This window comes from Halorubrum persicum, from assembly GCF_002727125.1.
GTDB lineage: Archaea > Halobacteriota > Halobacteria > Halobacteriales > Haloferacaceae > Halorubrum > Halorubrum persicum.
This window is the reverse complement of record NZ_NHOA01000031.1, coordinates 26573-48878: the sequence shown is the minus strand read 5'-3', so window position 1 is coordinate 48878 and position 22306 is coordinate 26573. Positions and strand designations below refer to the sequence as shown.

The window sequence follows — 22306 nt, the reverse complement described above, 5'->3', positions numbered from 1 at the left end:
CTTGAACCGACGCCTACTTCGGGAGGTCGGCGGTCGGACGCGCGGCCGCTATCGCCCCGACCCGGCGTCGCCAGACGCGTCGATCCGGGCCTCGTACTTCGACAGCGACGCCGCGAGCGCCTCGTCGGCGTCGATCCCTGTGGCCTCCGCGAGCGCGAGCAGCGCGAACAGCGCGTCGCCGACCTCGTCGGGCGCGACCGCGGCGGCGTCGGGGTCGCTCCCGTAGTCGGTCGAGGTCGTCACCTCCTTCGCGATCTCCCCGACCTCGCTCTCCAGGTCGAGGACCCGGTACGCGAGGTCGGTCTCCAGCCCGTGCTCGGCGACGAACGCGGCCACGCGGTCTTGCTCCTCCATACGGGTGCGTCTGCGAGAGCCCAAATGAGTCTCTCGGTCCGAACCGCGGCGAGGACGGCCGGTCGCGCAACCCCTAAGACGCGAGCGGTCCCACTGATCCCATGAAGATCGCGATACTCGGCGGCACCGGCGACATCGGCGAGGGGTTGGCCCTCCGGCTGGCCGCCGACACGCCGCACCGCGTCTCGATCGGTTCGCGAGAGGCGGAGAATGCGGAGAACAAGGCCGAGGAGTACACCACGGAGCTGGAGAGCCGCGGTCTCGACGCCTCGGTCGAGGGCGCCGAGAACGCGACGGCCGCCGCCGCGGCCACGGTCGTGGTCCTCGCCGTGCCGCCGTACCACGTGGGCGACACGGTCGAGGCGATCGCGGACGAGCTGGACGACGGCGACGTCCTCGTCTCGCCGGCGACGGGGATGAAACGCGACGACGAGGGGTTCCACTACCACAAGCCCGGCGCGGGGTCGGTGACGCGGATCGCGGCGGACGCCGCGCCCGACGGCGTCGACGTCGTGGGCGCGTTCCACAACCTCGCGGCCGACCGGCTCGCGAACCTCGACGCCGACCTCGGGATCGACACGCTCGTGATCGGCGACGACGAGGACGCCAAGCGGACGGTCACGGACATCGCGGAGGGGATCGAGGGGCTCCGCGCGCTCGACGCCGGCGGCATCGCTAACGCGCCCGAGATCGAGGCGCTCACGCCGCTTCTCATCAACGTCGCACAGCACAACGACGGGCTCCACGACCTCGGTATCCAGTTCACGTAAGCGGAGGCCGGGCGCCGTTCCGTTAGGCCTTTGCGCGACCGGCCCCACCGTGCAATAGATGGAGTACCTGGAGCGCCGGGTCGCGCTGGTCGAAGACCGGCTGGAGGCCGTCATCGACGAGGTCGAACCCGACGAGCTGTCCGCTGAGGTCGGCCACGTCGTCCTCGCCGGCGGCAAGCGGGTCCGCCCCGCAGTGACGATCCTCGCCTGCGAGGCGTTCGACGGCGACCCCGACGCGGCCGTCGACTTCGCGGCCGGGATCGAGTTCGTTCACAACGCGTCGCTCGTGATCGACGATATCATCGACCGCTCCGAGGTGCGTCGCGGCACGCCGTCGGCGTGGGCCGAGTACGGCTACGGCCCGGCGATCATCGCCAGCGACGGGCTCCTCGGGGAGGCGTTCGCGCTCTTCTCCGCCGAGCCCCGAGCGATGCGGACCGTCGCCGAGGCGCTCGTCGAACTCGGCGAGGGCGAGGCCACCGAACTCGCCGACCGCCCGACCACCGAGGCCGAGTATATGCAGCTGGCTCGCCGCAAGACCGGCGCGCTGTTCCGCGCGGCCGCCGAGCTGGGCGCGATCGCCGGCGGCGCCGACCCCGACGCGGTCGACTCGTTCGGCGAGTACGCGGAGCGCGTCGGCGTCGCCTTCCAGATGCGCGACGACGTGCTCGACGCGACCGCCGACGCCGACGACCTCGGCAAGCCGACCGGGCAGGACGCGGAGATGGACCGCCCCTCGGTCCTGCAGGTCACGTCGCTGTCGCCCGAGGAGATCGACGAGCGCGCCCGCGAGCAGTCAGACCTCGCGCTGGCCGCGCTCGACGACGCGGATCCCCCGGAGACGGAGGCGATCGAGTACCTCCGGGACCTCGCGGAGTTCGTCGTCGTCCGCGAGCGATAGACGAAGCGGCTCCGGGGTTCTCACCGCCCTCGTCCAACCCTCCTCCCCGATCTCTCCTCTCACTACTCTCTCCTTTCGCTACTCTCTCCTCTCGCTCGACTACCGAAAAACACGCGAGACGCTACTGCGACGGCGTCCCGACTCCCGACGCGTCGTGCTCCGCTTCCCACTCCTCGCGGGCCGCTTCCACGTCGTCCGGCTGTTCGTTCAGCAGGCACGCGTCGGGGTGGTCTCCCGCGGGGAGCGCGGGTTCGACCGCCTCGCAGGGCGACCGGTACCGCTCCCGAAGCGTCGCGGCGGCGGTCTCGCGGTCCCCGTCGGCGAGCGCGCGGATCGCCTCACGGACCGTCTCCTCGTCGGCGTCGGGCAGCGGTTCGTCGAACGCCTCCTCGCGGAGCGAGTCGACGAACGCCGCCCGGTCTTCGCGGTTCGCGTCGCCGACCTGCTCCCACCGCAGGTCCACGTCGATGTCGCCGTTCTCGATACGGGTCCTGAAGTCGCTGATCTCGCGGAACGTCGCCTGCGGCACGTCCAGTCCCGGCGGCTGAATCAGCTCCGGGCACCGCGTTCGGAACGAACATCCCGACGGCGGGTTCCGCGGCGAGGGTACGTCGCCGCGGATCGTCTCGACGACGCGGTCCCGCTCGTCGGTGTCCGCCCGCGGCACGGACTCCAACAGCGCCTTCGTGTACGGATGTTGCGGGCTCTCGAAGATCTCCTCGGTGGGACCGATCTCGACGACCTCGCCGAGGTACATCACGGCGACGCGGTCGCTGATGTGCCGCACCACCGACAGGTCGTGCGCGATGAACAGGTACGTCAGGTCGCGCTCCGCCTGCATGTCGGCGAGCAGGTTCAACACCTGCGCCTGGACGCTCACGTCGAGCGCCGACACCGGCTCGTCGAGGACGATGAACTCCGGATCGATGGCGAGCGCGCGGGCGAACCCGATGCGCTGGCGCTGTCCGCCGGAGAACTCGTGGGGGTACCGATCGATCTGATCGGCGGAGAGGCCGACCTCCTCCAGGAGGGTCTCGGCGCGCTCGCGCCGCTCGGCGACCGTCCCCACGTCGTGAATCGCGAGCGGCTCCGTGATGATTTCGCCGGCGGTCATCCGGGGGTCCAGACTGGAGAACGGATCTTGGAACATCACCTGCGCCCGCCGCCTGAACGCGTCGAGGTCGTCGCCCGAGAGATCGTACACCGGGTCGCCGTCGAACGTCACGGAACCCCCCGTGGGCTCGCGGAGCCGCATCAGCGTCTCCGCGAGCGTCGACTTCCCGCAGCCGGACTCGCCGACGACGCCGAGCGTCTCGCCCTCGCGGACCTCGAAGGAGACGCCGTCGACCGCCCGCACGGCCTCCGGCTCCGCGCCGGTCAGCCGGTCCAGCAGCGTGTCGTTCTCGTAGTAGTACTTCTCGAGGCCGTCGACGCGGACCAGCGGGTCAGTCATCGCTCACCTCCCCGTCTGGCGCGCTCGACCCGTCCGAGGCGGCACCTGCGCCGCCGTCGGTCGGCCCCGAGAGCCTCGCGTCGGAAACCGCGTCGGCCTCGCTGTACTCGCGCTCGGCGAGCACGCAGCGGGCGCGGTGGTTGCCGCTCACCTCGTACTCCGGCGGTCGCGTGAGACAGTCGGTCATGGCTTTCGGACAGCGGTCGGCGAAGTAGCAGCGGTCCGGCATGTTCGCGTCGACGAGGTCCGGCACGTTGCCGGCGATGGGTTCGAGCCGCTCGCCGGGGCGGTCGATGTCCGGGACCGAGCCCAGCAACCCCTTCGTGTACGGGTGGACCGGGTCGTCGAACACGTCGTCGAGGGTGCCGCGCTCGACCACCTCGCCGGCGTACATGACGCTCACCCGGTCGGCGACCCGGGCGATGACGCCCAAGTTGTGGGTGATGAGCACGACGCTCATCTCCATAGTCTCCTGGAGGTCGGCGAGCAGGTCCAGGATCTGCGCCTGGATCGTCACGTCCAGCGCGGTCGTCGGCTCGTCGGCCACGAGCAGATCCGGATCGCCGGCGAGCGCCTGCGCGATCATCGCGCGCTGTAACATCCCCCCGGAGAACTGGTGGGGGTACTCCTCGGCGCGCTCGGCCGGGTCCGGGATGCCGACGCGCTCGAGCAGCTCCACCGCGCGGTCCCAGCTCTCCTCGGAGGTGTACGAGCGGTCGGGGAGGACGCCGTCGAGGAGCATCCGACCCAGCCCGTACCCCTGCGTCCGCGACCGGGTCGAGCGCGGGTTCGCGCTCGCGCGGCGCTGCACCTCGGCCGCCTCGGCGATCTGCTCGCCGACGGTGATCGAGGGGTTGAAGCTGCTCATCGGGTCCTGGAAGATCATGCTGAACGCGGAGCCACGGAGCGACCGACGCTCCGCTTCGGAGAGCCGGCGGAGATCGACGAAGTCGCCGTCGACCGCCTCCGGCCGGTCGCTCTCGACCCGCTCCGCGAGGTCGGCGTTGTTGTACCAGATCTCCCCGCTCGTTATCTCTCCCGGCGACTCGACCAGATCGATGAGCGAGAGCCCGGTGACGGACTTCCCGCTGCCGGACTCGCCGACGACGCCGAGGACGGAGCCGGCCTCGACGGTAAAGGAGACGCCCTCGACCGCGTTGATCTGTCCCTCCTCGGTGAAGAAGCGCGTCGAGAGGTCGCGGACGCGCAGCAGGTCGGTCACGACGCACCCCCCTGTCCCTCGATCCCCGGATCGAGGGCGTCGCGCAGCCAGTCACCGATCAGGTTGATGCCGACGACGGCGGCGACGATGGCCAACCCGGGGACGGTCGCGATCCACCACGACGACGAGAGGTACTGCCGCCCCTGCGCGATGTCGAAGCCCCACGAGAGCTGTGCCCCGGAGAAGCCGAGGAACGACAGCGAGGACTCGAGCAGGATGATCGCGGCGATCTGGATCGTCGCGAGCACGAGGATCGGCGTCAGGCTGTTCGGGAGCACGTGTTTGAGTATGACGTGGAGGTCGCTTCCGCCCATCGATCGCGCCGCCTTCACGTACTCCTGGTCGCGCACGGAGAGCGCCTCCCCCCGCGCGACGCGGGCGAACCACACCCAGTTCACGAGCGCGACGACGGCGATCACGGTCCCCGGTAACACGATGCTCTCGGGCATCGTCTGGGAGGCGATTCCGGACGCGACCAGCGGGTCGGGGAGACGGAGCGAGGCCTGTCCCCACAGCCCGATGAGCGCGATCGCCAACACGAGCGACGGGAACGCCAACATCACGTCGGCGAAGCGCATCAGCGCGTCGTCGATCCGGCCGCCGTAGTAGCCGGCCGTGATCCCGACGGTGACGCCGAGCACGACGGCGATCGCGGTCCCGAACAGGCCGACCAGCAGCGACGTGCGCGCGCCGAACATCGTCCGCGAGAGCACGTCCCGGCCGAGCGAATCGGTCCCGAGCGGGTGCTCGGCCGTGGTGTTGACGACGACTTGCTTCTCGACGATCTTCACCTCGCCGTCGACCATCTCCGAGGTCGTCTGGTTCTCCGTCGCCGTGAAGCCGAGCGGCGGGATGTTCGTGTTGTCGAGGTCCTGCTCCGTCGGGTCGTGGGGCGCCAGGAGCGGAGCGAACAGCGCGATAAACAGGATGACCGCGAGGATCGCGATCCCGAGCTTCGCGAGGAGGCTCCGGGAGAGCTCGCTCCGGAGGTTCCGGAGCGTCCGGGGCGAGATCATCGGACGCTCACCTCGGGAGCGATCGTCGGGGGCTCACGTCGGGGGGACTCCCCGCGTGCGACCTCGATCGGCCGGCACCCGACGCCGATCGGACGACACTCGACACCACGTGAGCGAGCGGAGCAGTTTCGGTTCATCATCAGTGGACCACCCGCGGATTGAGGTACGCGTACAGCGCGTCGACGAAGATGTTGATCAGCACGAACCCGGTCCCGATCACGATCAGCGACCCCTGGATCAGCGGCCAGTCGCGCACGTTGATCGAGTCGATGACGAGCGTGCCGAGCCCGGGCCACGAGAACACGGCCTCCGTGATCACGGCGCCGCCGATCAGGGTCCCCAACTGGAGTCCCAACACGGTGACGATCGGGATGAGGGTGTTCTGGAGCGCGTGCTTGTACTGGATCAGCGACTCCGGAAGCCCCTTCGCCCGCGCCGCGCGCACGTACGGCTGTCCGAGCTCCTCGATCATCCCGCTCCGCGTGAGCCGGGTGACGAGCGCGGTGAAGTACGTCCCGAGCGTCACGGCCGGGAGCGCGATGTGCCACAGCCACGTCCGCAGCCCGGCGAGGAACGCGCCGACGTTCATCGGGGCGGCGATCCCGTTGTCGACCGTGACGAGGAACGTGACCGTCTCGAAGAGGCCGATCGGCCGCCGGCTCGTCGGGAACAGGTCGAACTGCACCGACAACACCAGGATGAGCATGATCCCGAGCCAGAAGTTCGGCGTCGAGATCCCGACCAGCGAGAACAGGGTCGCCCCGTAGTCGGCGGGCTCGCGCCGCCGCGTCGCGCTGATGACGCCCAGCGGGATCGCGATCACGATCGCGACGACGGTCGCCGCGACCGCCAGCTCGACCGTCGCCGGCACGCGGGCGAGCACGATCGTGCTCGCCTCCGTCCCGCGGAGGTACGAGTAGCCCATATCTCCCTGCAGCAGCCCGACGATGTAGTCGGCGTACTGGACGTACAGCGGCTGATCGAGACCTAACTCCGCGGCTATCTGGGCGCGAAGCTCTTGGCCCGCGTCCAGCGGCGCGACGAACGTCACCGGGTTGCCCGGGGTGATGAACCGCAGCAGGAACACCGCGGTCACGACCCCCCACACGACCAGCACGCCTTGGATCCCGCGTTTCAGGAGGAACCGTCCCAGCGCCATCGGGCCTTAGTTTCCGCCCGGGAGGTTTTGGGAGTCGGCCATCAGCTCGTCGACCTCCTCGTCTTCCCGGTAGCTGGAGAGCGCTCCGTCGGAGGTGAGCAGCGGGATGATCGTCTGGCTGGCGTCGAAGGTGGTGTTCCCCCAGCCGAGGAGGTAGAAGTGCGGCATATCCTCGATGTTACCGCTCGTCACCTCGCCCGCGAGCGAGGCGAAGTCGCGCTGCTCGACCTCACAGGAGACGTTGGAGAGCTCGTTGATCTGGCTGGCGACGGCCTGCGCGATCTCCACGTCGCGGAGGTACCGGCCCACGGGCGTCTCGAGCGTGATCTCGGCGCCGGCGTGGCCGGAGTCCTCGACGAGCTGTTCGGCCTGCTCGACGTCCTGCGGGTACGGCTCGACGTCTTGGTTGTCGCCGACGAACCCCTCGAGGGTGGGTTGGCCGGTCGGGTCGGCGAACCCCTGCAGGATGCTCTCGATGATGCTGTTGAGATCGATGGCGTAGTTCATCGCCTGCCGGAACTCCGGGCTGGAGAAGGGCTCCACGTCGTACCGCATCGCGTTGAAGATGACGCGGGTGCTCGGCACCGCCGTGACCTCCGTGGTGTCCTCGTCGCGGACGCGGCTCACCTCTTGGGGCGGCACGTTGACGATGAGGTCCGTCTCGCCGGCGAGCAGCTGCGAGACGCGCGTGCTCGACTCGCTGGCCGCGCGGATCGTCAGCTCCTCGATCTCCGGCGCGTCGCCCCAGTAGTCCTCGTAGGGCTCGTAGACGATCTCCACGTCCTGTTCGTACTCGACGACCTGGAACGGGCCCGTCCCGTTCATGTCGGAGTTGATCTCCGAGGAGTCGCGCGACTCGATCCAGTCCTGCTGGACGACCTTACAGTACGAGGCGAACAGCGAGAACACGATCGGGTTGACCCCGTCTGAGGTCACCTCGACGCCGCCGTCGACGACCTCGGCGCCCGTGACGCCGGCGAGCTGGTCGCTCTGCGGGCTCTCGATCCCGACCTCGGAGTCGACGACCCGGTTGACGCTGTAGGCGATGTCCGACGGCTGGAGCTCGTCGCCGTTGTGGAAGGTGACGCCGTCGCGGATCTCGAACCGGACCCGGCCCTCTTCGAGCCGCTCGTAGTCGGTCGCGAGCCCCTCGATGATGTCGCCGTCGGCGTTGCGGCCGAGCACACCGTCGTGAGCCTGCACGACGATGTTGTCGGTCGGCGTCTCGCGGTGGTCGTGGGGGTCGAGCCCCGAGTCCATCGACGACTGGGTGATCGTGACCGACGGCTCGCCCTCGGTCACCGAGATGGCCTGCGCCTCGATCCGCTCGTCGCGGCGGGCGGTCCAGTCGAGCCGGCTCGCGATGCCGTACACGCTGTACTGGCGGTTGAGGAAGACCCACGGCGCGCGCTGGTTGAGCCGGAGGTTCGCGCGCTGGAGGTGCTCCTCGCGGGTCTCCGGCTCCGGGAGCTGTTCCCCGTCCTCGCCGTCGGAACCGTCGCCCCCGTCAGAACCGTCGCCGCCGTCGCCGCCGTCGCTCCCGTCGCCCCCGTCAGAACCGTCGCCGCCGTCGCCCGAACAGCCGGCGAGTCCGACGGCGGCCGCAGTGCCTCCGACGTACGTGAGATACGTCCGACGGTTCACGTCCGAGTCGTCGCGTGACATAGGCAGTTCAATACTATCGGGGGATATAAGATCTGTGGTCACGTAGCACGGTTATCGCCGGTGTCAGCGCCGCGCATTCGGTCGATTCGCGTGCCGATCGACCCGCGCGCCGAGGCGGGAAGGTTTAATTTCCAGCGGCGTCGCTCCCTCCCTATGAGCAGAGCCGACCTCGGCGAGCGGTGGCAGCGCGTGTTCGACGACACCGAGGCGACCGCGGCGGAGTACCGCGACCGCGGGTGGGAGGCGCTCGCGCTCCACCCCGGCGACGTGAACCCGATCGCCGACGAGGCGCGGCTCCACGTGTTGTTGCCGGGATCGGAGTTCGACGAGGTCAACGAGCTGCTCTCCGAGGCGGCGATCGGATCGGTCCGCGTGTACGCGGCGGCGGGCGAGACGGTCAGCTACCGGCTGGTTGTCGCGGAGGACGCGACGGCGGAGATCGCCGTTTGCCTCCCGACGTACGTCCTCGACTCGGACGAGGACGCGCTCGAAGCGGCCGCGGCCGACGCGGGGCAGCTGACGCTCCGACTCCGCCCGCTCGACGACCGCGACCGGGTCGAGTTCGCCGTCGACGACCCTGCCCTCTTCTTCCGCGACCCGGCGGAGTAGCGCCGTCCGTCGCGGAGCGAGCCGGTCGCACCGAGACCCACGTTCGTGGCGATCCCTCCGTCCGTGGACTTCGACGTATTCATACTTGTGCGATCACGATCATCTACATGAACCGAGCTGAGAAGGCGGCCCTCCAGCTGCAGGCGGTCGCCGTGTTGCGGATGCTGAAGGAGACGCGAACCTACGAGGAGCTGTCCGAGGTCACCGGGCTGCCCGCGGGCGACCTGAACAGGTACGTCAACGGTCACGTCCTCCCCGGCACGGACCGCGCGAGCGAGGTCGTCGAGGCGGTCGGCCGCGAGGCGCTCGCCGACGAGCTCCTCGCCCGCGTCGAGTTCGACGACGAGGGGTACGTCGACAACTCCGGCGTCGTCTTCGACCAGTCGTTCCTCGACCTGGTGGCGCCGGTCGCCGCGGAGACGTTCGAGTTCGAGTCGCCGGACGTGGTGCTCACCGCGGCCACGGACGGGATCACGCTCGGGGCGGCGATGGCCTCCTTCTTCGACGCCCGGCTCGCGTACGCCAAGAAGTCGAAGGAGACCGCCGTCGAGGAGTTCATCGAGTCGCGCCAGCGGCTGGCCTCGGGCATCGAACTCACCTACTACCTCCCCGCGAGCGCGATCGACGCCGGCGACACGGTGCTGGTCGTCGACGACCTGATCCGCTCGGGCGAGACTCAAGAACTCCTCCTCGACATCGCGCTCCAAGGCGACGCCGACGTCACCGGCGTGTTCGCGCTCATCGCGGTCGGCGACGAGGGGATGGACCGCGCGCGAGCGATCACCGACGCGCCGGTCGGCGCGCTGACGACGTTCGAGTAGCCACGTTCGCGCATACTATTCGGAGATAGACAGGAAATCACCCCATTTCGATCCGTATTCATGTATTACTGAGCGCGGCGTTCAGCAAGCCTTATCACCCGATCCGGGGGAATCTCCACCCGTTCAATGGGGCTTTCAGACACGCTGGCCGCGCGGTTCGACGTGGAGGCGCACGGGTCAGACGTCCGCACCGAACTGGTCGCCGGACTCACGACGTTCCTCGCGATGTCGTATATCATCGCCGTGAACCCGTTCATCTTGGCCGACGCGATCCAGATACCCGGGTACGACTTCTTCGAGGTGGTCCAGATGATCGCCATCGCGACCGTCCTCTCGGCGGCGGTGGCGACGGCGGTGATGGCACTGTACGCGAACCGGCCGTTCGGGCTCGCGCCCGGGCTCGGCCTCAACGCCTTCTTCGCGTACACGGTTGTGGATGGGCTCGGCGTCCCGTGGCAGACCGCGCTGGCCGCCGTCTTCGTCGAGGGAGTCCTGTTCATACTCCTGACCCTGGTTGGCGCGCGCGAGTACGTCATCCGGCTGTTCCCGGAGCCGGTGAAGCGCTCGGTCGGCGCGGGCATCGGGCTGTTCCTGCTTTTCATCGGGCTTCAGGAGCTCCAGATCGTCGTGCCGGACGACACGACGCTGGTCACGCTCGGCGGCGTCTTCGCGAACCCGTGGGCGATCCTCGGGATCATGGGGCTGGTGTTGACGTTCGTGCTGTGGGCGCGCGACATCACGGGCGCCATCGTCATCGGCATCGCGACGACCGCGATCGCCGGCTGGGCGCTCACCCTCGGCGGCGTCTTCGCCCGCGGGACGGTCACGCCGGAGACGCTGCCGTCGGCGCAGTACGACATCACGCCGCTCGCGGGCGCGTTCGTCGACGGGCTGGCCGACATCGACCCGCTCACGTTCGTGCTGGTCGTGTTCACGTTCTTCTTCGTCGACTTCTTCGATACCGCGGGGACGCTCATCGGCATCTCACAGTTCGGCGACTTCCTCGATGAGGACGGCGACCTGCCCGACATGGACAGGCCGCTGATGGCCGACGCGGTCGGGACCACCTTCGGCGCGATGGTCGGCACCTCGACGGTGACGACGTTCATCGAGTCGTCCGCGGGCGTCGAGGAGGGCGGTCGCACCGGGCTCACCGCGCTGGTCGTCGCCGCGCTCTTCCTCGCGTCGCTCGCCGTGATCCCCGTCGTCGCCGCGATCCCCGAGTACGCCTCCTTCATCGCGCTGATCGTCGTCGGGATCATGATGCTTCGGGGGCTCGTCGAGGTCGACTGGGACGACCCCGCGTGGGCGGTCTCCGCGGGTCTCACGGTCACCGTGATGCCGTTCGCCTACTCGATCGCCGACGGACTCGCTGCCGGCATCGTCGCCTACCCGCTGATCAAGGTCGCGGTCGGCGAGTACGACGAGGTCGCGCTCGGCCAGTACGTCATCGCGGCGCTGCTCGTGGTCTACTACGTGCTGCAGACGCGCGGCATCATCCTCTGAGACCGGGCGTCGTCCGTCCGATCCGGGTCCGGCGTTTGCGTCCGGTCGCCCCGAATCACTCGTATCCGATCGCCCGCTTCCAATCGTCTGCTTCCAACCGCCCGCTTTCCCGTCTCTCTCACCGCCCGTGCGCGCGGCGTGCACCGCCCACCGTACTTCTTTACGGGTCTGTACCGTATGGGGAACCGATGACGGATCTGACGCTCTACGAACTGGAAGGCTGCCCGTACTGCACGAAAGTGAAGACCAAACTCTCCGAACTCGGGCTGGAGTACGAGTCGGTGTTGGTGCCGCGCTCGCACGGCGAGCGCACCGAGGTGGAGGAGATCAGCGGACAGACCGGCGTTCCCGTCCTCGTCGACGAGGCCAACGGGATCGAGGGGATGTCCGAGAGCGACGACATCGTCGAGTACCTCGACGAGACGTACGGCGACGCGAGCTAGTCGCGGGTCGCCCGGAACCGATTCCGACCGCGCACCGTCGGTCCCGCCGCCCGATCGCGAGGCTATTTATCCGCCGCCCGCCACGTGTCCGGCGTGCGACTCGTCCATCGACGCGCTTCCTCTGACCACGGCGATTCGCCGGACGGCGACGACGCGTCGTCGCTCCTCGCGAGCGACGTCGACGTGGCGCGCTCGACGCTCGAACAGGGCCGCGGGCTGATGTTCCGGCGGTCGATCCCGGACGACTACGCGCTCGTGTTCCCCTTCGACGCTCCGGACACGCAGTGGCTCCACATGCTGTTCGTCCCCTTCGCGATCGACGCGCTGTGGCTCGTCGACGGCGAGGTCCAGACGACGAAGCGGCTCGCCCCGTTCGTCGGGCTGGGTCGCGGGCGCGCAGACACGGTGATCGAGCTTCCGGCCGGCGCGGCCGACGCGGTCGCGGTCGGCGACGAGGTCCGACTCGTCGAGTGACGCCGCCCGGCGGACCGACCGCTCTCCGCCTCACCCGCCGTTCGGCGTCTGTAGCTCCATCTCGACTCGCGTCCCGCCGGTCTTGCTCTCGCTGATGTCGAAGCCGCCGCCTCCGGTGCCGACGATCCAGTTGACGTACCAGAGGCCGAGCCCGCTGGCGTGCTCCAACGGCGTCTCCTCGCCGGTGAGCACCGCGCGCTCGGCGGCCGGCATCCCCGGCCCGTCGTCGGTGACGACGAGCGACGCCCACGACTCGCTCGGAAGCTTGGCGGCCGTGATCTCCACCTGCGGGCGCTCGGCGTCGTTGTGGCGGATCGCGTTGTCGACGAGCTCTTCGATCGCCTCGGCGAGGTAGCCGATCGCCGACACCGTGATCCCATCCGGCACGTCGACCTCGATGTCCGCGCTCCTGCGGAGGTCGGGCGAGAGCGAGAGCAGCGCCTCGTCGACCGCGTCGGCGAGGTCGATCGGACCGGGCGCGGGGCGGTCGGCGAGGAGCCGCTCGACGCTCCGAGAGGTCTCGCCGACGCGGAGGAGGCGCTCGGCCGTGTCGACGACGCGTTGGAGCTCCGTCGCTCGCGTCGGGTCGTCGGTGCTCTCGAGGGCCCGCTCGGTGAACCCGATCACCACGTTGAGATCGTTCCGGAAGTTGTGTCGGAGCACCCGCGTCAGGGCGGCGAGCCGCTCCTCGCGGATCGACGCCTCCGTGCGGTCCTCGCCGACGCCGACCGCGCCGACGACCTCGCCGCCGTCGACGATCGGCCCCAGCGCGAGCCGGTAGGGAACGCGCTCTCCGGCCCGCGTCAGCAGCGTCGCCTCGCAGTCGGCCGGCTCGTTCTCGCGGTACACGCGCCGGAGCGCCTCGGCGACGGCACCGCGGGTCTCGTCGTCGAACAGCGCCGTCAGGTCGGTCCCCGACAGCTCCTCGCCGCCGCGGTCGGCGTCGTCGGCGAGCCGGGCGTTCCATCGCGAGAGCGTTCCGTCCGCGGAACACTGGAACAGCGCGGTCGGCACGGTCGAGGCGATGGCGTCGACGATCCGCAGCTGCGACCGGAGATCGGCCTCTGCGACCACGCGGTCGGTCACGTCGGTCAGCCCGACGATCAGCCACCGCTCGTCGGCGATCGTCGTCGTGTGAAGCGACAGCGAGAGCCGTCGGCGTCCCCGCTCTCCGCCGATTTCCCACTCGAACTCGGTGACGCCCTCCCGGTCGACCGCGTCGGCGACCGCCGCGGACACCGGCTCGCCGTCGGTCGTTTCGTCTGCTTCGCCCAGGTCCGAGAGCCCCATCAGCGTCAGGGTCCCGCGGTCCTGTCCGAGCAGCGCGGTCGCCGGCGTGTTCGTCGCCCTGATGGCGTGCGTTTCGGGATCGCAGGCTACGGTCGGGGTCGGAACTGCCTCGACGAACGACCGCACGACACGGGGTGTCGACTCGCCGTCACGACCCATTCATGACACGTCTGACGGGCCCTGAGCGTATAAACTGTGAGGGATGCCGCCGCCGCCGGCCACCGATCAGTCCGCCTTCGCCTGCCAGTCGCGGACCGTGTCCGCGCCGACTCCGTCGACGTCGGCGGCCAGATCGTCCGGATCGATCGACTTGAGATCGTCGACGCCGTCGACGCCGGCGTCTTTCAGCTTCTCGGCGGTCTTCTCGCCGATCCCCTCGACGGTCTGCAGCTCCGTCCCCTCCTGCCGGGCGGTGAACTCCCGGTAGTTGCAGATGGGGCAGCCGAGTTCCCACGGCTCGTCGCCGGAGTGGACGCGGAGGTGCGGGAGGTCGTGCTCCTCGCAGGTCTCGTCGGTGACCTCGATCTCGCCGCGCCGGGGAAGCGGGAGCGAGTAGTCGCAGTCGGGGTAGCGCGTGCAGCCGACGAGCCGGGAGCCGGAGCGAAGCCGTTTGATCGCCAGTTGGCCCCCGTGTTCCTCGCCGCAGTCGGGGCACGTCCCGATCACCTCGTCCTCCTGCTCGTCGGCCTCGTCGGCCTTGCACTGTGGGCAGCCGTGGACGAACGTCTTCCGGCCCGCGAGCATCTTCACGTGGCGGAGGTCGTGCTCCTCGCAGGTCTCGTCGAGGATGAGGGGCTTCCCCGTGGACGGGAGCGGCAGGGTGTACTCGCAGTCCGGGTAGCCGTCGCAGCCGACGAAGTACGACCCCTGCCGGGACTTCCGGACGAGGAGGTCGGCGCCGCACTCGGGACAGGGACCGAGCGTCTTGTCCGCCTTCAGCGACTTCTGGAGGTGGTCGCCGACCGCCTCGCGCGACTCGGTGAGGTCATCGAACACGCGCTCGAGGAGGGCCCGCGACTCCTCGGTCACCTCGTCGTACTCCTTCTCCCCCGCGGCGATCGCCTGCATGTCGCGTTCGAGCTGCGCCGTCATCTCCTCGCTCACGATGTGCTCGGCGAACTCCTCGGCCGCCTCGACGACCGCCTCGGCGAGTCGGGTGGGCCGCGGCGGGTCGCTCTCGATGTAGTTGCGGTCGTACAGCTTTTCGAGCGTGCGGTGGCGGGTCGCCTTCGTGCCGACGCCGCGCTTCTCCATCTCCTCGATCAGCCGGGACTGCCCGTACCGACGGGGCGGCTGGGTCTCCTTCGCGTCCGTCCGCCGGTCGGTGAGCGCGAGCGTCTCGCCGACCTCGACGTCGGGGACGATGCGCTCGTCGCTGGAGCGGTACGGGTACACGTCGTGGTAGCCGGCCTGCAAGAGGCGCTTCCCGTTCGCCTTCAGTCGGAGCCCGCCGTCGGCGGCGAGGTCGCCGGGACCGGACGCCTCGTCCGGGTCGCGGAGGGCGGCGAGACCGTCCGCGCCCTCCGCGATCGCGGTCGCCTCGCCGTTCGCGAGCGCCACGACCCGGAGCCGCTCCCACGTCGCGGGCTCGGCGCAGGTCGCCAAGAAGCGGCGGACGATCAGCTCGTACACCTCCCACTCGTCCTCCGAGAGGTCCGACGCCGAGGGTAGCTCCCCGGTGGGGTGGATCGGCGGGTGGTCGGTCGTCTCCTCGTCGCCCTCGGTGGGTTCGATCTCGCGGTCGGCGTCCAGCAGGCTCTTCGCGTCCGCCCCGAACGTCGAGGCCGCCGACAGCTCCTCGATCAGTTCGCGCGGGTCCAGATCGTCGGGGTACACCGTGTTGTCCGTCCGCGGGTAGGTGACGTAGCCGGCGGTGTACAGATCCTCAGCGAGCGACATCGCGCGCTGTGCGGAGTAGCCGAGCGACCCCGCGGCGCGGATGAACGCCGTGGTGTTGAAGGGGGTCGGCGGGTCGTCGGTGCGGGTGCGGCGGCGCACGTCGTCGACGACCGCCTCGCCGGCCGCGTCGAGCGCCTCGGTGAGCACCTCGGCGACGTCGCCGTCCCAGACGCGCTCGGCCTCGTTGCCCTCGTCGTTTAAGTAGAAGTAGCGCGCCTCGAAGGGGTCGCCGCCGGACTTGGTCAGGTTCCCGTACAGCTCCCAGTAGGACTCGGGGTCGAACGCCTGGATCTCGCGCTCGCGGTCGACGATCAGCTTGAGCGTCGGTCCCTGGACCCGGCCCACCGAGATGAAGTCGTCGCCGAGCTGCCGGGCCGACAGCGAGAGGAAGCGGGTCAGCGCCGCCCCCCACGTCAGATCGATCACCTGTCGGGCCTCGCCGGCGGCGGCCAGATCGAAGTCGAGCTCGTCGGGGTTTGCGAACGCCTCCCGCACCTCGTTTTCGGTGATCGAGGAGAACCGGACTCGGTCGATCGGGGCGTCCTCGTTCACCTCGCGCACCAGCTCGTACGCCTCCTTGCCGATCAGCTCGCCCTCGCGGTCGTAGTCGGTCGCGATGACGACTCGGGAGGCGTTGCGCGCGAGCTTCCGGAGCGCGGCGACGATCCCCTCCTGGGTCGGCTCCTTGGTGACCGGCGCGTCGATCAGCTCGACCGGCTCCACGTCGCGCCAGTCGTTGTACTCCGCGGGGAAGTCGACGCCGACGACGTGGCCCGAGAGGCCGATACACCGCTTGCCGCCCCACTTGTACACGTTCACGTCGTTCTCCCGCTCCGCCGTCGCGGACTCGCCGCTCAGGATGTCGGCGATGCGACGCGCCGCGTTGTCCTTCTCCGTGATGATCAGTTCGGGGCCGCGACTCATTGCCCCGGAGTAGGCCGCTCCCCCGTCTAAAGCTTTCGCGACAGGGTTTATGATCGCCCGCATGCGCGGCTGTACGCGTGACTACCCGAAGTCAACGCGGTGAACGTCGGGGCCCTATTCCTCCCCGATGCCGGGGGTGTTACTCCTCGCCGTCCCCTTCGGGCTCGGCCGGCACGCCGCCGAGGTTCCCCTCGTCGTCGAACAGCTTGGCGCGCAAAAACCGGGTTCGGTAGCGGTTCGCGCCTTCCTTCGTGTCGGCCTCGCGGATCTCGTCGATCCGACCGTCCGCGACCGCGTCGATGATGTCCTCCACCTGCTCCTTCTCGCTCGGCGTCAGTTCGAACTCGTAGGTCCGGGGCTGCTCGCTTTCGAGCCGCGTCCACTTGCGCGCGGCCGAGACGACGACCGAGCAGGGCTCCCGGCAGGGGAAGACGCCGTCCCCGCCGTCGACGTCGAGATCGGTCTCGTCGTCGTACTGCCACTCGCGTCGCTTCAGACACTGCGAGTCGTCACAGCACGCCTCCGCCACCCAGTCGACGTGTTCGTGCCCCTCGCCGCGGTCCCACGTCTTCACCACGCCGTAGATGCCGGACTGGCGCGCCATCGTCTCGCGCCAGTGGTTCACGTCGAGCTCGCCCTCGCGCTCCCGGTGCCAGTTCGCAACGGTCGCGGGGTAGATCGTCTCGACCGCCTCGTACGCGTCCCGCGGGCCGAGGTCGGGGAAGGCCCAGCCGCCGGCGAGCGACGGCGCGGTCTTGAGGGGGCGGTAGCGCCCCTTCTCGTCGAGCGTCACGAGATCGCGGGCGTCGAGGGGGTCGTCGTACGCGTCGAGCTCGTCGATCGGGACGCCGTCGTCGTCGGCGTGGCGCACGTCGTACCGCCGCTCGCCGCGGTCGGTGACGGTGGCCGTGATCGTCAGTTCGCCCCACGCGCGCTCGATCCCCTCCGCGAGCGCGGCGTATCGGGCCGCCACCGTCGCGCCGTCGGCGTCTTCCAGCCAGCGCAGGAAGGCGCGCCGCGGGCCGAACTCGCCGACCACGCGCTCGAAGACGTACCAGTCGGTGACGGCGGGCGCGTGCTCGGCCAGCGCCTCGTGGAGCTCTCGCTCGCTCAGCCCGGTCCGGCGGTCGCCGTCGACGAGGACGTACCCGCCGGCGGTGTCCTCGGCGGATGCGCTGTCCTTCTCGTCGTCCTCGCCGCTCCGCACCACGCTGAACCCTTCGAACCGGAGGGGGTCGCCGGCCTCGCGGTCGGCGAGCGCGTCGAGGACCGCGTCGAAGGCGTCGCTCGGGAGGTCGATGTCAGGCACTGCGGGCTCGTCGGTCGCCGCGGGAGTAACGTCGCTCACGGTCAGTCCCCCGTGGCGACGCGGGTCGTCTCGCGCACGTCGTCGAGCGCGGTCCCGAGGTCGGCGCCGGCGTCGGCCGCGCGCTCCAGGATCACGTCGGCCATCAGCGGTTCGGTGCCGACCGCGCCCGCGTACCAGATCCGGGTGCCGTCGACCGTCTCGGGCACGTCGTATCCCTCGGTGTGGTCCTCACAGAGCCCCACGTCTTCCGGGATGTCCTCTTGGGTGTGGTAGCCGTCGGCGATGAACAGCGGGACGAGGACCACGTCGTCGCTCTCGAAGAACTCGGGGAGGTCGTCGACCTCGGGGTCCTCGTCCATGTAGAGCGCGCGCACCTCGTCGAAGCGGTCGCGTTCGGCGATCCGGTCGGCGTGGTACTCGATCGCCTTCGCGCTGTTCTCGTTGCGCTCGGTGCCGTGACCGACGACGGCGAGGCCGAAGTCGTCGCCCACGTCGGGGTCGCCGGTGACCGACTCCGCGCGCCGGACGATCACGTCGGTCATCGCGCGGTGGGTCCCCACGGGACCGCAGTAGTGGACCTCGCGACCGATGTCCTCGGCGACGAGGGTGGCCTGGTCGGCCGAGAGCCCGTCGGAGTCCCACTCGGAGACGTCCCAGCCGTCGAGCCGGAGCTCGCGGGGGATCACCTGTTCGGTGAAGTACCCCTCGGAGACGAACAGCGGGACGACGTAGATCTCGTCGCCCTCGACGGTGCGGAGCACCTCCCGGAAGTGCGGCTCCTCCTTCCAGAAGCCGGTCGTTACCTCGTCGAACGCGCCGGTCGCGCGGATGGTGTCCGCGTGGTCGTACGTCGGCGCGCTCGACTCCGGATTGAGGTGTGAGCCGTGTGCGACGATGACGAGCGACTGCATACACATGCTGGGGGCGCGCCGCTCTTAGGGACTTCGGAGCGTGTGAGGTCGCGGGAATACGGCGCTGCGATGTCTCGCCGACCCAGCGAGTCTCGATCCCGACCGAAACCGCCATGGCGCCCCGCGCCGCAGGTCCGGCCATGTCGCTCGCAGCCGAGACCCGCGAGGCCGCCCGGGCCCGTCCCTTCGTCCTCGACGCGCTCCGCGCCGGCGTCCTCAACCACAGCGCCGCCGCCGCGTGGCTGGTCGACGAGGCCGGTCTCGGTGGCGACGGCGACGGCGACGCCGACACCGACGCGATCGCGACCGCGCTCCGCCGGTTCCGCGAGGAGCTCCCCGACTACGCGACCGCCGACCGCGCGGCCAGCGTGTCGATGCAGAGCGGGGTGGGGATCGCCGAGGTCGAGGCCGAGGCCGAAGACGCCGCCGTCACCGAGGGCGACCCCCTCCTCCGCGTCGGCGGCGCGGCGGTCGTGCCGGAGGGACGCGACACGGCGCTCCTCGCCACCGGCGCGGTCGACGCCGCGGCGCTCGCGGCGGTCCTCCGCCGGCTCGCGGCCGCCGGCGTCGCGGTCGAGGCCGCCGGCGTCGCCGGTGGGACGCTCGTCGTCGTGGTGGGGCGGCGCGACGGTGCGACCGCGGTCCGGGCGGCGGAGGCGGCGCTGGCGGCGGTGCCGACCGAGGGGGAGTGAGGCGGCGATCCGTCGCCCCTACCGGCGAATCGACCGCCGCCCTCCATCCGGCCAATCGCGATCGCCTCACCCGTCCAGCCAATATCCGTCCGACCCGCACGCTTTTCTAACGCGGTCTGATATGTAGTGTCGATGAACGCCGTCACGCTCGGTCCCGCCGGCACGTACTCGCACCGTGCGGCGCGGGCCGTCGCCGCCGAGGTGTCGTTCCGCGAGTCGGTCACCGCCATCGTCGACGCCGTCGCGACCGGCGAGTTCGAGCGGGGGGTCGTCCCCATCGAGAACAGCATCGAGGGCTCCGTCACGGAGAGTCTCGACGCGTTAGCGAATCACGACGTGTCGGTCACCCGCGAGGTCGTCACCCCCATCCGCCACGCCCTCCTCGCGCAGGGGTCGGAGTTCGAGGTCGTCGCCAGCCACTCGCAGGCGCTCGCGCAGTGTCGCAACTGGCTGGAGGCGAACTATCCGAACGCGGGCCTCGAAGCGGTCGCCTCGACCGCGCGCGGCGTCGAACGCGCCCGCGAGGACGCCCGCATCGCCGGGATCGGCCACCCGGACAACGCCGGCGACGACCTCACCATCCTCGCCGAGGACATCCAGGACCGCACGTCCAACGCGACCCGCTTCCTCGTCGTCGCGCCCGAGTCCGCGCGCTCCGACGCCGGCGGGAAGACGACCCTCATCGTCTACCCGAACGCGAACTACCCCGGTCTCCTGCTCGAACTGCTGGAGGCGTTCGCCGACCGCAACCTCAACCTCTCGCGGATCGAGTCGCGTCCGAGCGGCGAGCGCCTCGGCGACTACCTGTTCCACTTCGACGTCGACGCCGGGCTCTACGAGAAGCACATGGCGAAGGCGGTCGAGGACATCGAGGCCATCGCCGACAACGGCTGGGTCAAGGTGCTCGGGTCGTACGACACCGAACACGTGTTGGAGTAACAGCCCGCTCGCGAGGGTGCGATCACGGACACCTCCACACCTCTGACGGGACGCGGTCGGCACACATGTTATGCGTGTCCCCGCCGTTAGCTGTCGGCTATGAGGCGGCTCGCCTTCCTCGGCGTCGCGTTTCTCGCGGTCGGATCCGCCGTCGTCCTCGCGCAGCTGGCCAACTTCCCCGGCCTGTTGGTCGGCGGCTGCACCGACGTCGGCGTCCCGGAGGCACAGCGGCAGGGAGTCGGCCTCGTCGGTCTTGCGGGGTCGGACCTGCTGTACACGCCCGACGGAACGAACGAGTGCCGGCTCCCGATTCCGGCGGCTCTCCTCCCGATCGGACTCATCGCTGTCGGCGGCGGGTTGGTTCTGTTCACGAGGCGCCGTCCCTCTTCGGCCGAGTAGCGACCGCTACTCGAACCGGTACGTCGCGCCGTCCGGGCCGTCCTCGATCTCGACGCCGACCTCGTGGAGCGCGTCACGCAGGTCGTCGGCGCGCTCGTAGTTCCCGGCCTCGCGTTCGGCCTCGCGCACGTCCAACACGAGCTCGACAAGCTCGCCGGCGAGGTCCACGTCGCCGTCGGTCGGCGACTCGAACTGGAGCCCGAGCACGTCGCCGCCGAGCGCCTCGAACGCGTCGACGGCCTCGCGGAGGGCGCGGTAGTCGTAGGCGGACCCGGCGTCGTCTCCCGCGTCCTCGACCGCGTCAACGTGGCGGTTCACCGCGTCGGTGAGGTCCAGGAGCGCCGCGGTCGCCTCCCGGAGGTTCAGGTCGTCGTTCATCGCGGCCGCGAAGTCGTCGCGGGCGGTTTCGACCGCCTCGCGCAGGTCGTCGTCTTCGGCCTTCGCGCGGGCGTCCACGGAGTCGAGCGCGTCGACGGCGCGGTCGTAGGTGCGCGAGAGGCGCTCCCAGCGCTCCTCGGCCTCGGCGATCGTCTCCTCGGTGAGCGCCTGCTCGGAGCGGTAGGCGGCGCCGGCGTAGAAGGTTCGGACGACGTTGACGCCGAGCTCCTCCAACGCGTCCGGCACGGTCCAGAAGTTGCCGATCGAGGAGGACATCTTCTCGCCGTCCATCGCCAGCAGGCCGACGTGGAGCCAGTGGCGCGCGAACGTCTCGCCGGTGGCGGCCTCCGACTGCGCGATCTCGTTTTCGTGGTGCGGGAACACCAGGTCGCGCCCGCCCATGTGGATGTCGAGGGTGTCGCCGAGGTGCGTCGTCGACATCGCCGAGCACTCGACGTGCCACCCGGGGCGCCCCTCGCTCCACGGGGAGTCCCACGTCTCACCGGTCGGCGTCGTCTCGCCGTGGTCGTGTTTCGCGTGCTCTCGCGCCGCGGTCTCGCTCACGCCGTCGGCCTTCCACAGCGCGAAGTCGGCGGGGTTCCGCTTCTCCGACCGCTCGTCCGGTTCGCCCTGCGCTTCGAGCGCGTCGATCTCCTGGTTCGAGAGCGCCCCGTAGTCGTCGAAGCGCGTCACGTCGAAGTAGACGGAGCCGTTCGACTCGTAGGCGTACCCCTTCTCGATGAGGGTCTCGACGAGGTCGACGATCTCGGGGACGTGTTCGGTGACGCGGGGGTACACCTCGGCTCGCTTGAGGTTGAGGCCGCGCATCGCGTCGAAGGTCGTCGCGGTGAACGTCTCGGCCACGTCGCGCTCGTCGCGCCACGCGTCGCGCTCGCCGACGCGGGCCGTGATCTTCTCGTTCACGTCGGTGACGTTCTCGACGTGGCGCACGTCGTAGCCGACGTGTTCGAGCCACCGGTGGAGCACGTCGGCGTGGAACCACAGCCGGGCGTGTCCGAGGTGGGGGTCGTCCGACACCGTCAGACCGCAGACGTACAGCGTGACGTCGCCGTCGGCCGTGAACTCGACGCGCTCGTCTGCCAGAGTGTCGGTAACGACGAGACTCATTACCGGGTGATTGCTGAGGTGAGAGTTTTAACCCGTCGGATCGG

At 69.9% G+C, this 22306-nt stretch carries 21 protein-coding genes; 10 read left to right on the top strand and 11 right to left on the bottom strand.

Going from position 1 to position 22306, the window contains the following annotated elements:
- Positions 1-48: 48 nt before the first annotated feature.
- Entirely contained in the window at positions 49-354 is a 306-nt protein-coding gene (locus tag DJ69_RS04975; protein ID WP_099254585.1) for a MazG-like family protein, read from the bottom strand.
- A gap of 101 nt (positions 355-455) precedes the next feature.
- Between DJ69_RS04975 and npdG the strand changes: the two genes are divergently transcribed.
- Both npdG and DJ69_RS04965 read left to right on the top strand, forming a co-directional pair.
- The gene (gene npdG, locus DJ69_RS04970) at positions 456-1124 is read left to right on the top strand and encodes an NADPH-dependent F420 reductase (protein WP_099254584.1); all 669 of its coding nucleotides are present in this window, start codon (positions 456-458) and stop codon (positions 1122-1124) included.
- Positions 1125-1182: 58 nt separating this feature from the next.
- Complete coding sequence (locus DJ69_RS04965; RefSeq protein ID WP_099254583.1) at positions 1183-2025, top strand: polyprenyl synthetase family protein; 843 nt, start codon at positions 1183-1185, stop codon at positions 2023-2025.
- A 121-nt stretch (positions 2026-2146) separates the two neighbouring features.
- Here DJ69_RS04965 and DJ69_RS04960 read toward each other — a convergent pair whose 3' ends face one another.
- From DJ69_RS04960 to DJ69_RS04940, 5 genes are all read right to left on the bottom strand, one after another.
- Entirely contained in the window at positions 2147-3478 is a 1332-nt protein-coding gene (locus DJ69_RS04960) for an oligopeptide/dipeptide ABC transporter ATP-binding protein (RefSeq protein ID WP_099254582.1), read from the bottom strand.
- On the bottom strand, positions 3471-4700 hold the full coding sequence (locus DJ69_RS04955; protein ID WP_099254581.1) for an ABC transporter ATP-binding protein: 1230 nt from the start codon (positions 4698-4700) through the stop codon (positions 3471-3473). The genes DJ69_RS04960 and DJ69_RS04955 overlap by 8 nt, the downstream gene beginning before the upstream one ends.
- Complete coding sequence (locus DJ69_RS04950) at positions 4697-5716, bottom strand: ABC transporter permease (RefSeq protein WP_099254580.1); 1020 nt, start codon at positions 5714-5716, stop codon at positions 4697-4699. The genes DJ69_RS04955 and DJ69_RS04950 overlap by 4 nt, the downstream gene beginning before the upstream one ends.
- Positions 5717-5855: 139 nt before the next feature.
- Positions 5856-6875 carry an ABC transporter permease gene (locus tag DJ69_RS04945; protein WP_099254579.1) on the bottom strand — a complete coding sequence of 340 codons (1020 nt, stop codon included), beginning with the start codon at positions 6873-6875 and terminating at the stop codon, positions 5856-5858.
- A gap of 6 nt (positions 6876-6881) precedes the next feature.
- Complete coding sequence (locus tag DJ69_RS04940; protein WP_099254578.1) at positions 6882-8540, bottom strand: ABC transporter substrate-binding protein; 1659 nt, start codon at positions 8538-8540, stop codon at positions 6882-6884.
- Positions 8541-8693: 153 nt separating this feature from the next.
- On the opposite strand from DJ69_RS04940, the gene DJ69_RS04935 reads away from it, so the two are divergent.
- From DJ69_RS04935 to DJ69_RS04915, 5 genes are all read left to right on the top strand, one after another.
- Complete coding sequence (locus DJ69_RS04935; RefSeq protein WP_099254577.1) at positions 8694-9149, top strand: DUF7529 family protein; 456 nt, start codon at positions 8694-8696, stop codon at positions 9147-9149.
- Positions 9150-9256: 107 nt separating this feature from the next.
- Entirely contained in the window at positions 9257-9970 is a 714-nt protein-coding gene (locus DJ69_RS04930) for a phosphoribosyltransferase family protein (RefSeq protein WP_099254576.1), read from the top strand.
- 126 nt (positions 9971-10096) lie between these two features.
- A complete protein-coding gene (locus DJ69_RS04925) occupies positions 10097-11476 on the top strand; it encodes an NCS2 family permease (protein WP_099254575.1) in 1380 nt (459 codons plus the stop codon).
- A gap of 188 nt (positions 11477-11664) precedes the next feature.
- The gene (locus DJ69_RS04920) at positions 11665-11919 is read left to right on the top strand and encodes a glutathione S-transferase N-terminal domain-containing protein (protein WP_099254574.1); all 255 of its coding nucleotides are present in this window, start codon (positions 11665-11667) and stop codon (positions 11917-11919) included.
- An 84-nt stretch (positions 11920-12003) separates the two neighbouring features.
- The gene (locus DJ69_RS04915) at positions 12004-12393 is read left to right on the top strand and encodes a DUF192 domain-containing protein (RefSeq protein WP_099254573.1); all 390 of its coding nucleotides are present in this window, start codon (positions 12004-12006) and stop codon (positions 12391-12393) included.
- A 30-nt stretch (positions 12394-12423) separates the two neighbouring features.
- On the opposite strand, the gene DJ69_RS04910 is transcribed toward DJ69_RS04915, so the two are convergent.
- The 4 genes from DJ69_RS04910 to DJ69_RS04895 all read right to left on the bottom strand — a co-directional run bounded on the left by DJ69_RS04910 (position 12424) and on the right by DJ69_RS04895 (position 18726).
- Entirely contained in the window at positions 12424-13842 is a 1419-nt protein-coding gene (locus DJ69_RS04910) for a sensor histidine kinase (protein WP_099254572.1), read from the bottom strand.
- 66 nt (positions 13843-13908) lie between these two features.
- Positions 13909-16506 carry a DNA topoisomerase I gene (locus DJ69_RS04905; RefSeq protein WP_099254571.1) on the bottom strand — a complete coding sequence of 866 codons (2598 nt, stop codon included), beginning with the start codon at positions 16504-16506 and terminating at the stop codon, positions 13909-13911.
- 139 nt (positions 16507-16645) lie between these two features.
- Complete coding sequence (locus DJ69_RS04900) at positions 16646-17854, bottom strand: DR2241 family protein (protein ID WP_099254570.1); 1209 nt, start codon at positions 17852-17854, stop codon at positions 16646-16648.
- A 2-nt stretch (positions 17855-17856) separates the two neighbouring features.
- On the bottom strand, positions 17857-18726 hold the full coding sequence (locus DJ69_RS04895; protein ID WP_099254569.1) for a CbiX/SirB N-terminal domain-containing protein: 870 nt from the start codon (positions 18724-18726) through the stop codon (positions 17857-17859).
- Between the two features lie 140 nt (positions 18727-18866).
- Between DJ69_RS04895 and DJ69_RS04890 the strand changes: the two genes are divergently transcribed.
- The 3 genes from DJ69_RS04890 to DJ69_RS04880 all read left to right on the top strand — a co-directional run bounded on the left by DJ69_RS04890 (position 18867) and on the right by DJ69_RS04880 (position 20756).
- The gene (locus DJ69_RS04890; RefSeq protein WP_099254568.1) at positions 18867-19418 is read left to right on the top strand and encodes a DUF7523 family protein; all 552 of its coding nucleotides are present in this window, start codon (positions 18867-18869) and stop codon (positions 19416-19418) included.
- 132 nt (positions 19419-19550) lie between these two features.
- Positions 19551-20357 carry a prephenate dehydratase gene (pheA, locus tag DJ69_RS04885; RefSeq protein WP_099254567.1) on the top strand — a complete coding sequence of 269 codons (807 nt, stop codon included), beginning with the start codon at positions 19551-19553 and terminating at the stop codon, positions 20355-20357.
- 99 nt (positions 20358-20456) lie between these two features.
- The gene (locus DJ69_RS04880; RefSeq protein ID WP_099254566.1) at positions 20457-20756 is read left to right on the top strand and encodes a hypothetical protein; all 300 of its coding nucleotides are present in this window, start codon (positions 20457-20459) and stop codon (positions 20754-20756) included.
- A gap of 6 nt (positions 20757-20762) precedes the next feature.
- Here DJ69_RS04880 and cysS read toward each other — a convergent pair whose 3' ends face one another.
- Entirely contained in the window at positions 20763-22262 is a 1500-nt protein-coding gene (cysS, locus tag DJ69_RS04875) for a cysteine--tRNA ligase (RefSeq protein ID WP_099254565.1), read from the bottom strand.
- Positions 22263-22306: the final 44 nt, after the last annotated feature.